This is a genomic window from Sphingobium mellinum (genome assembly GCF_037860795.1).
GTDB lineage: Bacteria > Pseudomonadota > Alphaproteobacteria > Sphingomonadales > Sphingomonadaceae > Sphingobium > Sphingobium mellinum.
The window spans coordinates 110,585-125,816 of the sequence record NZ_JBANRK010000005.1; the positions used below are offsets into that span (position 1 = coordinate 110,585).

Annotated in this window: 8 protein-coding genes and 1 tRNA gene; 5 read left to right on the forward strand and 4 right to left on the reverse strand. The window is 65.7% G+C overall.

Features of this window, described 5'->3' with window-relative positions; all coding sequences use genetic code 11:
• The first annotated feature begins 368 nt into the window (after positions 1-368).
• A complete protein-coding gene (locus AAC640_RS09260) occupies positions 369-770 on the forward strand; it encodes a winged helix-turn-helix domain-containing protein (RefSeq protein WP_340265827.1) in 402 nt (133 codons plus the stop codon).
• Positions 771-1,006: 236 nt separating this feature from the next.
• Here AAC640_RS09260 and AAC640_RS09265 read toward each other — a convergent pair whose 3' ends face one another.
• A complete protein-coding gene (locus tag AAC640_RS09265) occupies positions 1,007-5,218 on the reverse strand; it encodes a translocation/assembly module TamB domain-containing protein (protein ID WP_340265828.1) in 4,212 nt (1,403 codons plus the stop codon).
• A complete protein-coding gene (locus tag AAC640_RS09270) occupies positions 5,218-7,320 on the reverse strand; it encodes a BamA/TamA family outer membrane protein (RefSeq protein ID WP_340265829.1) in 2,103 nt (700 codons plus the stop codon). The genes AAC640_RS09265 and AAC640_RS09270 overlap by 1 nt, the downstream gene beginning before the upstream one ends.
• Before the next feature lie 132 nt (positions 7,321-7,452).
• Here AAC640_RS09270 and recJ point away from each other — a divergent pair, with 132 nt between their 5' ends.
• On the forward strand, positions 7,453-9,225 hold the full coding sequence (gene recJ, locus AAC640_RS09275) for a single-stranded-DNA-specific exonuclease RecJ (protein ID WP_340265830.1): 1,773 nt from the start codon (positions 7,453-7,455) through the stop codon (positions 9,223-9,225).
• A gap of 100 nt (positions 9,226-9,325) precedes the next feature.
• Positions 9,326-9,401, forward strand: a tRNA-Glu gene (locus AAC640_RS09280).
• Between the two features lie 89 nt (positions 9,402-9,490).
• Here AAC640_RS09280 and rlmN read toward each other — a convergent pair.
• Both rlmN and AAC640_RS09290 read right to left on the reverse strand, forming a co-directional pair.
• Entirely contained in the window at positions 9,491-10,750 is a 1,260-nt protein-coding gene (gene rlmN, locus AAC640_RS09285) for a dual-specificity RNA methyltransferase RlmN (RefSeq protein WP_340265831.1), read from the reverse strand.
• 58 nt (positions 10,751-10,808) lie between these two features.
• Positions 10,809-11,288, reverse strand: a complete 480-nt coding sequence (locus tag AAC640_RS09290) for a hypothetical protein (RefSeq protein ID WP_340265832.1) — start codon at positions 11,286-11,288, stop codon at positions 10,809-10,811.
• A gap of 171 nt (positions 11,289-11,459) precedes the next feature.
• On the opposite strand from AAC640_RS09290, the gene dnaN reads away from it, so the two are divergent.
• Complete coding sequence (gene dnaN / locus AAC640_RS09295; RefSeq protein WP_340265833.1) at positions 11,460-12,572, forward strand: DNA polymerase III subunit beta; 1,113 nt, start codon at positions 11,460-11,462, stop codon at positions 12,570-12,572.
• A 48-nt stretch (positions 12,573-12,620) separates the two neighbouring features.
• A complete protein-coding gene (locus AAC640_RS09300; RefSeq protein ID WP_340265834.1) occupies positions 12,621-15,230 on the forward strand; it encodes an EAL domain-containing protein in 2,610 nt (869 codons plus the stop codon).
• Positions 15,231-15,232: the final 2 nt, after the last annotated feature.

The following is a 15,232-nucleotide window of genomic DNA, read 5'->3' on the forward strand; positions in this document are numbered from 1 at the left end:
CGGCGCATCAGGCGTGAAACCGGCGATTTTCCGCCGAAGTTCACACCATATGCGCGCGCGTGCGCAGGCGCGCGTAGGCGTCGTGGGAAGCGGTTCGACATTTCAAAGACCGCACGATTCTGGGCGGGCCGGAGGGGTGTAGGACAGGGGAGGAATGCGGTCCGCATTAAAAATAGGACGTTTTTTTCCCTCTCCGTGGCCCAAGGGTTACAGTCGACAGAGTGAGGACGAGCATATTGTCGATTTTGGCGTGCGGCGATGATATTCGACTGCCTACACGAAGGGTAACTCGCTCTCCTGAATCAGGACTGAAATGAATCAAGGCTTCCACGAACAGATCGCTGCTCGCGACATTTTGGATATCTGAGGTGGATACGGGTCGGCTGAAGATTAAACTACAGCTTCGCTGCGGGGACGGCTACGCCATGGGACCGGGCAAGGCGGACCTGCTTGAGGCGATCAGGCGAGAGGGCTCGATTTCCGCGGCGGGGCGGGCGCTCGGCATGAGTTACCGGCGCACATGGTTGCTGGTTGACGAGATGAACCGCTGTTTCGCGCAGAAGCTGGTCGAAACATTGTCAGGCGGAGGACGCGAGCGTGGCGCACGGGTCACGGAACATGGATTGGCCATACTGGCTGCCTATCGGACCCTTCAGGAGGAAGCTTCAGCGATAACCCAAAGCCCCGCCTATGCTGAACTGATGAAATTGCTGCTGGCAGCCCCGCGCGTGGCCGAAGGCAACCCTTCTCCCGACCAACCCAGCTTATGAGGCAGCTCCTGATTTTCCCGTCTTGTGAACCAAAGCGACCTCCATATACGGACGTATATCGAGATTCGGGTGACGTTTCGAAGGGGGAAATATGCATTTATCCGCGCTCGCCCTGGCGACCGGGCTGTGATGTTCAGCCCGCCGACATTGGCCGAAGTGCCCAGACACCGGATGCAGGCGCGAAAAGCCCACCCGTCGCGGCCAGGCGCAACTGGCTCGCTCGCTACCCGATCACCTCAATAATCCTTTGAATAGCGCAGGTTCGCCGATGACCCCGCGTTGGTGCCGGTCTTCGACAGCAGGCTCAGCGTCCTGGAGAGCGAGATTTCCAGCTGGGTGGCGGTGAAGCCCTTGGGGTCGGTGATGACCTCCACATAGATATTGTTGGAGATGTGCTGGCCCACGGCCAGCGACGTCCCCCGCCCGGTTGCCGCGTCGCCGCTGACGATGCCGATGCGGTCGACGCCCGAGGCATTTTGCAGCTTGCCCATCGGATTGAGGCCGCCGCCCCCGCCGCGCAGGCCGTTGAGCGCCGCCGCCAGCTGGATCGCCTGCGTCGCCGACAGGTTTGCGACATTGTCGCCAAACAGGATGCGCGCCAGTATCTCGTCCTGCGGCAGGCTGGGCGTCGACACGAAGCCGATATCGGGCCGCTGCGCCGTGCCGCCGACGGCGATGCCCGCCGTCACCGTGTTGATCCGCGTTTCGGCGCGGATGGCAAGGCCGGGGTTCATCATCGGGCCGTTGAAGGTGATGACGCCCTGTTCCAGGTCGAACTGATGGCCCGAGAAGCTGTAGCGGCCACGGATCACCTCGATCCTGCCGACGACGCGCGGATCGGCGGTGGTGCCGGTGATACGCATGTTGGTCTTCCATTCGGAATCCAGGCCCATGCCGGTCAGATAGATTTCATTGTCGGCGCGCACCCGGATGTCGAGTTTCCACGTCGTTGGCCTGGGGGCCGTCCGACGCGCAGCCAGGCGCTGGTCGAGCAGGTCGGCGCCTTCGCCCTTGCGCCGCACGCCCTGCAGCTGGCGGATCTCGGCCCCGCCTTGCCAGGCAATGCGATAGCGCGTTTCGGGCAGCCTCAGGTCGCCTTTGACAAGCCCGCCATCGGCGGCGCTGTTGGTGACGGTGATCGTGCCGCTCACCACGCTGGTGATTGCTTCGCTGCGGGCGATGCGGGCACGATCCAGCTTCACCGCGATGTTCATCGGATAGCCGCTGTCCGCCGACAGTCCGACAAAGCCGCTTGCCTGCACGTTCCCGTCGCCCGCGCGGCCGGAGAAATCGCGAATGTCCAGCCGGTCGTTGGTGAAGCGCCCGTCGAGCCGCATCTGCGTGACGCGCGTGCCGAATGTCTCATTTTCATAGGTCAGCGCATTGGCGCGGACGATGCCGTTCAACCGGGGTGCGCCCAGCCGCCCGCCAAAGTCGGCGGCCACCGCTATCGGGCCGGTCAATTGCTGACCGGCAAGGCCGGCGAAGGAAAAGAGAACGTCGGCGGGCCCCGCATAGCGTATGCCGCCACCGAGTGGCGCGGCGGCAAGCTGCTGCGCCCAGCCGGCACCCGGTCCTGGCGGTGCGAGCGTGGCAACGAAGCGGCCCAGCGTCGCACCGCCGCGCCGGACGAGACCGCGCAGGTCGCCACCGCTTCGCGACAGCCTGCCTTCGACGGCCATCCCCACAGGCTCTGACACGGTCGTCAGACTGGAGCGGCGGAAATCGCTGATGGCAAGCCGCATTGTCGCGTCCGGGAAGGCCCGGCCGCTCCGGCCGAAATCGACCGATCCCGTCGCCTTGCCGCTGATGCCCAGGCCTGGGCTCAGCATGTTGGCAATGGCCAGGTCGAAATCCTTGAAACGGGCCTGCAAGGCGGTCTGGTCGCCGAAGCGTCCCGCCAGGTCCACCCGGCCCTGCGGCAGGACCAACGCCGCGGGTTCGAGGCGATAGCCGCCGCGCTCGACCCGGATGATGGCCGGCCGATCGAAGCGGAAGGGGATGTTGCCGGCCTTGCCTTCCAGCGCGACGGCATAGAGGCTGGGGCGCAGTGCCGCATTGACGGCGATCGCGAAGGGCACGCCGGTCGATCCGTCCGCCACCAGCTGCGCTCGCCCCCGGCCGCCCTGATACGCGATCCGTCCGCGCGCCTTGCGAACCACATAGTCGCCATAGGCCGCATTGGCGATCTGCACGTCCGCGCTGATCTGCGGCTGATCGGTCAACAGCATATTGGCGGTGACGAGTGCCCGGCCGATGACCAGGTTCGCCTCGCCGGGCAGCTTCGCATTGCTGGCGGTCGCGTTCACCGCGATCGCCTGCGCCTTGCCCGTGGCGGACAGCTGTGCCGTTCCGGTGATGCCGGACCCGTTCATCGCCAGCTGTCCGGTGAAGGGACCGGCGGCGCTCTGCCGCACCCGGCCGTTCATGTCGATCCCGGCGAAGCGTGCCTTCGTGATATCGATGGTCAGCGGCCCCTGGGCGGTGCGGATCAGCACATTGGCGAAGAAGGGGCCATAGGGCGAGCCGCCGGTCGCTTCGAGGCGGTAGCCTGCCGCCTCGCCGTCGAGCTTCGCTACGACGTCGGACAGCTGCACGCCGACATTGGGCCGGGGCGCACGCAACACGGCCTGTGGGCGATCCATGGTGCCGCGTACATGGAGCGTCAGGGGACCGTAGCGGCGCGAGGTCGCGGCGGCATCAAAGGCGATCGCGCCGTCCGTGTCATAACTGCCCGAGCCGGAATGGACCTGGAAATCGGGCGCCGCGCCCTTGAGGCCCGCCAGCGTGAACTTGCCCTGCGGCGTCATGCCGATCCGCCCCGACACGACCGCGTTGCCACCGAGGAAATCGCGCACCGACGCATTGTCCCACCGCGCCGTGCGCGCGGCGAACTTGCCGGACAAGCCCCAGCCGCCCCTGGATCCGGGCATCAGGGCGATGTCGGTCGTGAGGTTCACGATGCCGACCCCGTCGATGCGATAGTCGTTGACCCGCCCTTTGAGGGCGCCGCGATAAATGGCGTTGCCAAGATCGGCGAGGACGATCGCGGTTGCGTCCACCTTGTCGCTGTCGATCTTCAGATTGTCGCTGATAAGCTTGCCCGCGGCATAGGCGAAGTCGCCCTTCACCCGCAGGTTCTGCAGCAGGCCGCCCGCCGCCGCGTTCAATCCCGTAACCCGACGCGCCGTCGCGTTGAGGGGGATGCGAATGCGCCCGGCATCGATCACCGCGCGGCCGCTGGCCTTCAGCCCCTCGATGCCCGTCCGGTCGAACGCCAGCATCGCGGCGCTGAGGTCATAGTCGATGAAGGGCGTCGCCATCGGCCCGTCGAGAATGATGGATGCGCGCACTGCCCTGCCGCGCACCTTTTCCATGATCGCGCCCGGCGTCAGCAGCGCCGCGTCGACCCTGAGCGCGCTGAACCGGCTGGTGCCAAGATCGATCAGGCCCTGTGCCGTAGCCGCCAATGCGGGCGAACGCAGCGATCCCTTGAGGTTCACACGCCGCTTGTTGAGGCCGGCGAACAGGTCGACATCCAGCGCCGGGGTGGTCAGCCGATCGATCGTGCCGGCGAAGACCAGCCCTGGCCGCACCGGGCCTCTGGCCGTGAAATTGCCGTCACGCGCGGCCAGCGCGATGTTCGCCACTTCCCCTTTCGGCGAGCGGGCGACGATCCGGCCATTCCAGGCTTGCCAGCTGCCCTTGCCGTCCAGCGTTGCGACCATGCCGTCCGCAAGGCCGCTCATCCTGGCGATGACCCCGCCCCTGGGCGCGGTCAGCATGCCTTTCATGGCAAGGCGGTTCTGATCCGGCACCGCGTCGAGCCAGGCCTGCAGCCGGTCGCCGCTGTCCACCACCACATTGGCGGCCAGCCGCGCGCGGCCGTCAGCGATATGCGTGGCGCCGTCGATGGCGATTTCGCGCTTCTGGCCGATCACTGGCCTGGCGAGCACGAACTTCGCGATCTTCAGCCGGTCGACATCGATGTCGAGGTCGGGGAGGATCGGCGCGTTGGGATCGGCCTTCGTGACGTTGAACTGAGGGCTGCGTGCCAGCACGACCAGCGGGCTTTCCATCAGTCGCACCGAGATATGGTTGTTGAGGTAGCGGAACGGGCTCCATACGACGTGGACGCGGGGCGACACGGCAAACGGACCCCTGGGGTCGCGCAGCACCAGGTCATGGATCACCATATCGCTGTAGATCGATCCTTCGATCCGGCCGACGCTGATGCCCATGCCCGATTCCAGCTTCAGCGCGGCGATCTGGCGGATCACGAATGCCTTGCCCGGCTGCGTGTTCAGGAACAGCAGCAGTCCCGCGACAAGGACGACCAGCCCGACGATCAGACCGGCAAGGCCGACCGCGACCTTCTGCCAGGGCGGACGGCCCTTGCGGACCACCCTGACTTCGGCGTCAGCGGCAGGGGGCGTTTCTTCCGCCATCAGAAGGCCTGTCCGATGCCGATATAGAGCGTGAACCGGGATTCGCCCGGCTGCCGGTTGATGGGCATGGCGATGTCGGCGCGGAATGGGCCGAAGTCAGTGTAGAAGCGCCCTCCGACGCCTACGCCATAACGGATGTCGGAAAATTTCGGGATTGAGCTTTCATAGACCTGGCCCGCGTCGACAAAGGCGACGACACCGTAATTGCCGGTGCGATAGCGCCCCTCGATCGCGAATTCATTGACCGAACGGCCCCCGATCGGATCGTTATTGACGTCCTTTGGCCCCAGTTCCTGATAGCCAAAGCCGCGCACCGATCCGCCCCCGCCCGCATAGATCCGCCGGGAGGGCGCGATATTGTCGCGCCCGGCGCCGCTGATCGTGCCCAGTCGTGTGCGCGCCGCGATCACCAGCGCGTCCGACAGCGGATAATAGCCGCTGAGGTCGAAGGTTGCGCGGGCATAGGGCGATACAGTTCCCCGCAGCGACGCTTCAGGCGACAGGCGCAGATTGGCGCGGAGGCCCCTGGTGGGGTTGAGCAGATCGTTGGTCCGATCATAACCAAGCTGCAAAGGCAGCGCGCCGATGAAATAGGTGAGGCGATCGGTTTTCCCCGTCGCCGGATCGATGGTGGTCTTTTCGTTGGTCAGGATGATTTCGGCGCCATAGCTGTAGGTCCAGCGCTTCTGGAATATCGGCGTCGACTGGCGCGCCCAGCTGATGTTGATCGCGGCGGTGAAGGCTTCATAGGCATCGTAATTCTGGTGATTGAGCGTCAGCCCCGTCTGGAAGGTACGGTCGCGTTTGCCAGCATTGGAGCGGCGGAAGGTGCCCGACGCACCTTGTTCCTGCGTGCCCGCGACGACGGTGGCGATCAGCGCGCCTTCGGGCGGGAACAGGTTGCGGTGGGTCCAGGTCCCCTCGGCGCGGAAGCCCTGGCCCGTACCATAGCCGGCCTCCCCCGCCAGCGTGCGGGGCGGCCCGGCCTCCTGCGCGACATTCAGGTCGACATATTGGGTACTATCCGGACCCGGCGCGTTGGTTCGCACGGGATCAACCGAGACGCTGGAGAACAGTCCGGTGGCGACGAGCGCGCGGCGCAGGTCGTCGACCTTGCGGCTGTCATAGAGTTCGCCCGGCCTGAAGCGGCTGATGACCTGCATATGGTCGGCGCCGAAAGCCTGCTTGCGCCCGCGGGTCGTGATGCCGCGGAAGGAACCGCGCGGTCCCGTTTCGACAGGCAGGCTATAGTCGCCCGTGACGGTCGCCGGGTCGAGCAATATGTCGCGTTCGCCGACCTTGGCGAACGGATAGCCATGTTCCGGCAGCTTCACGCCGACATTGGCCTCGGCGCTCTCGACATCGGCGGCGACGATATAGTCGCCCGTGTGGAGCGGCAGGCTGTCGCGCAGCAATTCTGGCGGAACGGTGGGTCCGGCATGTATGGCGATCTGTCCGATCTTGTAGCGTTTGCCGGGGGTCACCGACAGCACGGCCTTCAGAGCGCCGTTGCCGCTCTGGTCGAGCGAGGCGAGCGCGGTCCCGTCATAATAGCCTTGGGAATAGAGCAGGCGGACCGCCAGCGCCTCATCTTCATGCGCGCGCGCCTGGACCATGGCGGCGGTGTCGGCGCGGCCCTTGCCATCGACCAGCGCGGAAGACGCGCGAAACTCATCTTCAAGTCCGGTGCCGCCGAACCCCTCCACTTCGACCGCGTAGCGCACCGCCTGCGTCTTTTCCTGGGGATTGTCCGCCGCCACCTGCTGCGGAACGGTGACGCTGTCGAGCGGCGGTAGTGGCTGTGCCAGCTCGGTTTCGGGGAGCGGTTCGGTCGCCGGCGGTAGCTGCTGGGGCGCGCCGGCCTGCGGCATATGCTGGTCGATCCAGTCGTCGATCGACGGAAGCGGCGCATTCGGATCGGCCGCGATGGCCCCGCCCGCCCTGGGCAGACGCGCTTCGAATTCGGTGTCGGGCAAGATCGGGCTGCCCTGGTCGTTCGATGGCGGTGAGGGAGGAGTCTGTGCGGCGAGAGGCGGGGGGTAGGCCGCGATCATCAGGACGCCCAAAGCATGCCGGGCGCGTGTCGCGTGCCTGGAAGTCATGAAACGTCGCTGCCCCTTTGTCATCCCGCCTTTCGCGCGTGCGAACGGACAATACGCGCGAGACTCTCATTCGGTTCCTCGCCTCGCCCGGTTCGGCTTTCCTCCTGCGCTGGAGCGGGCTAGGGCTGGAACATGACCGTCGCGCTCAACGTCACTCACTCCATCCTCGGACAACCTTGGCGCTGGCGAGGCGGGGGCGGGGGCGCGGACGCTCGCGACCCCGGCTATCGGCCGGACGATCTCGTCACTCAGCTCCTGCTTGCGCGCGGCTGTCCCCGGGAGGCGGTGGACGCGCATCGCAATCCCACCATCCGTCATTTCATGCCGGACCCAAGCCTGTTCCGCGACATGGATGCGGCAGCGCAGCGGCTGGCCGACGCGGTAGAGCGGGGCGAAGATGTCCGCATCTTCGGCGACTATGACGTCGACGGGGCCACCAGCGCGGCGCTGCTCATCCGGCTGCTGCGCGATCTGGGGCTGGCGGCGCGGCCCTATATTCCCGACCGGCTGATGGAAGGCTATGGCCCTTCAGGCGAGGCGCTGGTGCGGCTGGCGGGCGAGGGCGCGAGCCTTATCGTCACCGTTGACTGCGGGGCGCAGGCGTTCGAGGCGCTCGCAATGGCGAAGACGGCCGGCGTCGACGTCGTCGTGGTCGATCATCATAAATGCGCCGCCGCGCTGCCCGACGCGTTCGCCCTGGTCAATCCCAATCGCCTCGACGAAGGGGAAGAGGCGGCGGCGCACGGCCATCTTGCGGCGGTTGGCGTCGCCTTTCTCCTGGGAGCCGCACTGGTGCGGGTGCTGCGGGCGCGCGGCTGGTTCACGCGTCGCGCCGAACCTGCGCTCATGGAATTGCTCGACATCGTCGCGCTCGGCACGGTGGCCGATGTCGCGCAGCTCAAGGGGCTCAACCGCGCCTTCGTCACGCAGGGCCTCAAGGTCATCGCGAAGCGCCGCAACATTGGTCTCGCGGCGCTGATCGACGCCAGCCGGCTCAGCCGCGCGCCCTTGTGCCATGATCTTGGCTTCGCGCTCGGCCCGCGCATCAATGCCGGGGGCCGCGTGGGTAAGGCGGATCTGGGCGTCAGGCTGCTCACCACCGAAGATCCGCTGGAGGCCGCGCATATCGCCGCCGAACTCGACCAGCTCAATGACGAGCGTCGCGCTATCGAGGCGATGGTGCAGGAACAGGCCGAAGCCCTGCTGGCGGCGCAGGGTGACCGGGCCGTCGCGCTGATTGCCGGGCCGGGCTGGCATCCGGGCGTCATCGGCATCGTCGCGGGCCGGATCAAGGAAAAAGCGGGCCGTCCCGCCCTCATCATCGCCATCGACGACGCCGGCGTCGGCAAGGGCTCCGGCCGATCCATCTCTGGCGTTGACCTCGGCGCGGCGGTGCTTGCGGCCAAGGACAGCGGCTTGCTCGTCGCGGGCGGAGGGCACGCCATGGCGGCGGGGCTGACCGTGATGGCGGACAAGGTCGACGCACTCGCCGACTTCCTCGATGAACGGCTCGCCGCCGCCGTGGCCCGCGCGCGCGACGACCGCGCGTTGCTGATCGACGCCGTTCTCGCTCCAGCGGGCGTCAATCCGGACTTTGTCCACGCCATCGAGGCAGGTGGCCCCTATGGCGCCGGCTGGCCCGCGCCACTGGTCGCCGCAGGGCCGATGCGCGTCATCAAGGCCGATGTCGTGGGCAACGGCCATCTGCGCGCGATCATGGCGGGTGACGATGGTACGTCGATCAAGACCATCGCCTTTCGCCAGGCCGAATCCGATCTGGGACAGGCGATATTGGGCGCGCCGCGCGACCGGCGACTGTGGGTCGTGGGTCGCGCAAAGATCGACGATTGGGGTCCGCGTCCGGCGGCGGAACTGCATCTGGAAGACGCTGCCTGGGCGGATTGAAAGCCCCGGTCATTTTTCCTGGGCCAAGGGGTTGACCGCTACGAAGTCCCCCCCTAAAGCCGCCCTCGCTTCGCAGCGCCGCCCAGACGGTGTTGCATGTGGCCCCTTCGTCTAGCGGTCTAGGACGCGGCCCTTTCACGGCTGAAACACGGGTTCGATTCCCGTAGGGGTCACCATTTTCCTGTCTTTGCAGGGTTTTTAAGCTCTCCGCTGAGAGTTCCGGCACCGTGCTCGGTGCTGGCGAGAGCCGCCGCGCTGACCTGCCTCAGCCGAGAGCGGCCTGTTTCTCCGCCGCCAGCCGGTCCAGTTCGGCGCGGCTCTTCTTTTCCGACGCCGACTTGAGCTGGCCGCAGGCCGCCATGATGTCTCGCCCGCGCGGCGTGCGGACCGGCGCGGAAATCCCGCCTTCGAACACGATGTCCGAAAAGCGCCTGATCCGTTCTGGCGTCGAACATTCATAATCCGTGCCAGGCCAGGGATTGAATGGGATCAGGTTGACCTTGGCGGGGAGCCTGTACTGGCGCAGCAGCCGCACCAGTTCGCGCGCATCCTCGTCGCTGTCATTCTTGTCCTTGATCATCACATATTCGAAGGTGATGCGCCGGGCGTTGTTGGCGCCCGGATAGTCGGCGCAGGCCTGCAACAGCTGCTCGATGCCGAATTTCTTGTTCAAGGGCACCAGTTCATCGCGCACATCCTTGGTCACGGCGTGGAGCGACACGGCGAGATTGACGCCGATTTCCGCGCCCGCGCGCGCCATCATCGGCACCACGCCGGAGGTGGACAGGGTGATCCGCCGCTTCGACAAGGCGAGCCCGTCGCCGTCCATCACGACCTTCAGCGCATCGCGGACATGATCAAAATTATACAGCGGTTCGCCCATGCCCATCATCACGATGTTGGTCAGCATCCGCCCGTCGGTCGTATATTGCGGCGCGTCGTCGGCTTCGTCGTCATTGGCCGAGGCCATGCTGCCCTTGGGCCATTCGCCGAGCGCATCGCGCGCCAGCATGACCTGGCCGACGATCTCGCCTGGCGTGAGGTTGCGCACCAGCCGCATCGTGCCGGTATGGCAGAAGCGACAGTTGAGCGTGCAGCCCACCTGGCTTGACACGCAGAGCGTGCCGCGATCGGCGTCAGGGATGAAAACCATTTCATAATCCTGGCCGTCATCGGACCGCAGCAGCCATTTGCGGGTGCCGTCGCTCGATACCTGCGCTTCGATCACTTCCGGCCGGCCCACCACGAACCGCTCCGCCATCCAGCCGCGCATCGGCTTTGCAAGGTCGGTCATGGCGTCGAAATCGGTTTCGCCACGATGGTAGAGCCAGTGGAACAGCTGCTTCGACCGCAATTTGGCCTGCTTGGCATCGAGACCCGCCTCTTCCAGCGCGGCTTTGATCTGCGGACGCGACAGGCCCATAAGGTCCGTGCGCCCATCCTCGCGCGGCGTCACCGCGCGTGGCACGGGCACAGGGTCGATAGCGCCGGGAATCGGCATGAGCGGGCTGGCGGCTGATTGCATGGGCAGGCCCATAGCGGATTTGCCGGAATTTTTAAAGCCGGGTGATTCCGGCCTGCTCCTACCGCAGCCTGGCGCATCCCAGCGCCGCTGCGTCGATCGCCGTTGCGGCGCCCCGCAACGTGTAGGTGTCGGCAAAGGCGCGCCCATTCGCATCTTCGGTCTGAACGCTCATGCTGCTGGCAGATCGCATCGCGGCGATGATGGCCGCGTCACCGCGCGCGTCCGGAGCCCAGGCGTCGGCCTGCCCGGCGACAAGGGAGAAGCGGCGCTCGCCGACGTTGAGGATGACCGGCGCGTTTCCGGTCCGGGTGCGGCTCAGGCGGAAATGGACCTGCCCGCGCACGCGCTGGCGCGGCCAGGTGCCGACGGCAGCAAAGCCCAATCGGCGCGGGTCCACCGTACGGGAAATCGCGTAGCAGCGCGGCGCCGCCGGATCGCGAAAGGCGCCCCATCCCTCGAATATGCCAAGCGAATCCCGGGCGTGGGCCGGCACGGCGGCCAGCAGCAACGGCAGGGAAAGGGCGATGCGCCAATGCATGACGCCCGGCAAAGCGCATGCCGTGTCCTTTTGCAACCCTTCGCCTCGCGAAACGATCAGCGAGACGCTTGCCGCCGTCGCAACAGTGGTTATGAAGGACCATCCATCATTGTCGCCGGGATTCGACCGAATCCCGGCATTGCGCAGAAAAGAAACGGAACAAACAGGGACATGAAGGCCACCATCGAACGCGCAACGCTCCTCAAGAGCCTGAGCCACGTCCAGTCGGTGGTCGAGCGGCGCAACACGATACCCATTCTGTCCAATGTGCTGATCGAAGCCTCGTCCGACGGCGCGATCAAGCTGATGGCGACCGACCTTGACCTGCAGATCGTCGAAAGCGTCTCGGCCCAGGTCGAACAGCCCGGCGCGACCACCATTTCGGCGCACACATTGTTCGATATCGCCCGCAAGCTGCCCGAAGGCAGCCAGGTGTCGCTCCACGCGGCGGAAGGCAAGATGCTGATCCAGGCCGGCCGCGCACGGTTCAACCTTTCCACTCTGCCGCGCGACGATTTCCCGGTGATCGCGGAAGGCGAACTCCCCACCAGCTTCGAACTGCCGGCCGAGACGCTCAAGCAGATCATCGACAAGACGCGCTTTGCCATCTCGACCGAAGAGACGCGCTATTATCTGAACGGCATCTATTTTCATGTGTCGGATGACGGCCAGCCGGTGCTGAAGGCCGCCGCGACCGATGGCCACCGCCTTGCCCGTGTCACCGTGCCGCGTCCGGACGGGGCCGACGGGATGCCGGGCATCATCGTGCCGCGCAAATGCATCGGCGAACTGCGCAAGCTGCTCGACGAGGTCGACGGATCGGTCCAGATCAGCCTGTCCGCCAGCAAGATCCGCTTCGGCCTTGGCAGCGCGATCCTGACCAGCAAGCTGATCGACGGCACCTTTCCGGATTACAGCCGGGTCATCCCGACCGCCAACGACAAGCTGCTCAAGATCGACCCGCGCGGCTTTGAGGAAGGCGTCGACCGTGTCGCCACGATCGCCACCGAAAAGACCCGGGCGGTCAAGATGACGCTGGACCGGGACAAGATCACCTTGTCCGTCACCAGCCCGGAAAACGGCACCGCGGCGGAGGAAGTGCCCGGCGCGTTCCAGGGCGAAGGCTTCGATATCGGGTTCAACGCGCGCTATCTGCTCGACATATTGGGGCAGATCGACAGCGATGTCGTCGAACTGCATCTGGCAGATGCCGCGGCGCCCACTCTGATCCGCGAAAATGACCGTAGTCCAGCGCTTTACGTGCTGATGCCGATGCGAGTGTGATGCAGCTTAGGTAAGCTTCTTTCAACCTGTGTTGTTTAGGGAAAGGGCATGGCTCCTTCCCGCGCAAAGATCACCGGCCCTGAATTTCGCGGCAGCGACCTTGCGGCTGCGCTTGGCCTTGCGGAAAGCGGCACCGAAGTGTCCGCTTTCTGGATATCGGGCGCTTTCGTGCATTTTGCCCGGCTCTGGCCGATGGTGCTGCTGGGCAAGCTCTGCGCCATCGCCCTGCTGCATGTGCCGCTCTACCAGAGCGGCAATGTCGGCCATGCCGTCATCCTCGCGGCGATGCTGCTGGTCGACGGGCTGATGATCGTGGTGCCGCGGGACGAGCGCTTCCAGCGGCGGCGCCCGCACGTGCAGAAATGGCTGATGCTGCCGACGGTGTTCCTTTCGGGCCTGACGTTCAGCCTGCTGCTGGGTCCGCCGTTTTTCTTCAAGGGCCTTTCGGTCAGCCTGGCCGCCGAGATCGCCGTCGCCTTGCTCGCGGTATCGATTTTCGGGGATCGCCGCCTGCTGGGGATCAGCTATTTTATAGGCACGCTGGCCGTCTCCTTGCTGGAGGGCGCCAGTTTCGCGCAGGTCGGCCTGCTGATCAGCTGCATCGCCGTCATGCTGGTCGCGGCTCTGCGGCAGGCGACCGCCGATCGCGACCGGGCCATCGCCTTGCATCAGCAGGACCTGCGCGCGCAGCGATCCGACCGGCTGCTGCACGAATATGAGCAATCCGGGCAGGGCTGGTTCTGGGAAACGGACCGTCATGCCTGTCTCACCTATATTTCCGGAACGCTGGCGCGGACGCTGGACCTGCCGGAAGACGATCTGATCGGCCGGCCGATTACCGACATCATCCGCGCGGGCGACCGCCAGCATGGCGATGGCGAGCGTACGCTTGGCTTTCACCTGTCGGCCCGTACCGGCTTTTCCGATATCGCCGTGCGCGCCGCGATGGCGAGGGAAGAGCGCTGGTGGTCGATTTCGGGGCAGCCGGTGTTCAACGAATTTGGCCAGTTTCACGGCTTTCGCGGCAGCGGCACCGATCTCACCGAAATGCGCCGCAGCCAGGCCGAGGTTACGCGGCTGGCGCAGTTCGATTCGCTGACCGGCCTTGCCAACCGGGTGCAGATGCTCCGGTCGCTTGAGGAAGCGGTCGCTGGCAAGGTCGGGCAGGCGCGGGATTGCACGTTGATGATGCTGGACCTTGACCGCTTCAAGTCGGTCAATGACACATTGGGCCATCCCGCTGGCGACGCCCTGCTGCGCCAGGTTAGCCAGCGGCTGCAACGGGTGGTCGGCGACCTGGGCCTCGTCGGTCGGCAGGGGGGCGATGAATTCAAGATATTGCTGCCCGGACGGCACGACCGGGTCATGTTGACGCAGCTGGCGCAGACCATCATCAACAGCGTATCGCAACCCTATTCCGTCGAGGGCACGGTGGTTGTGATCGGCGTGTCGATCGGCATCTCGGCCTGTCCGCAAGATGCCACCACCGCCGATGCCCTGATCCGCAATGCGGACCTGGCGCTCTACGCGGCCAAGGGTGGCGGCCGGGGCGTCCATCGCTTCTATTCGTCGGACATGCACGCCGACGCGGAAGATCGCCGGCAGCTGGAAGAGGACCTCCGCCGCGCGCTGGTTTCGGACGGACTGCATCTTGTCTATCAGCCCGTTGTATCGGCGCGCACCGAACATATCACCGGCTATGAGGCGCTGCTGCGCTGGAACCATCCGGAGCGTGGGCCGATTTCCCCGTCCGTCTTTGTTCCCATTGCCGAGGATACGGGCCTTATCGGGGCGATTGGCGACTGGGTGCTGCGCACCGCCTGCCGCGATGCCGCCCAGTGGGAAGGGGGCATCCGCGTTGCCGTCAATGTGTCGCCCATCCAATTCGCCAATCCCGGCCTGCCGTCGACCGTAATGAATGTGCTTGCCTCGGCCCAGCTGGCGCCTGAGCGGCTGGAACTGGAAATCACCGAAAGCGTGTTCCTGAACGACGATGACGGCACCGAGCGCATGTTCGCCAGCCTCAAAAGGCTGGGCGTGCGCCTGGCGCTGGATGATTTCGGCACCGGCTATTCCTCGCTCGGCTATCTGAAGAAAGCGCCGTTCGACAAGATCAAGATCGACCAGAGCTTCGTGCGAGGGGCGGTGATCGATGGCAGCCGCAACAGCGCGATCATCCGCGCCATCGTCAGCCTGGCCGAGGCGCTGGGAATGGACACCACCGCCGAGGGCGCCGAAACCCAGGACGAACTGGCGCTGATCCGCGAACTGGGATGCAGCCATATCCAGGGCTATGTCTATGGTCGGCCGCTCGACGCGCAAGCGGTGATCGCCCGCCAGCGCAGCCACGGCACGCGCGCCTTCGCCGAGGGTTTCCGCTCCAGCCGTCCCGAGCGCAAGACGATGCTGCGGACCATCGCCGTGCATCATGACGGCTGCGTCTATACGGGGCGGATTCGCAATATCTCTGCCACCGGCGCGCTCATCGAAGGGCTGTGGAACGTGCCCGAGGGCACGTTACTTGCGGTCGAATTCTGCGACAATCAGACCGTCAACGCGATGACGCGCTGGTCGCGGGATGATCGCATCGGCGTCGAATTCACGAGCGCAGTCGATCTTGCCGCCGTGCGAGCCGTGCCGCGATCCCTCGCTTCCTGATG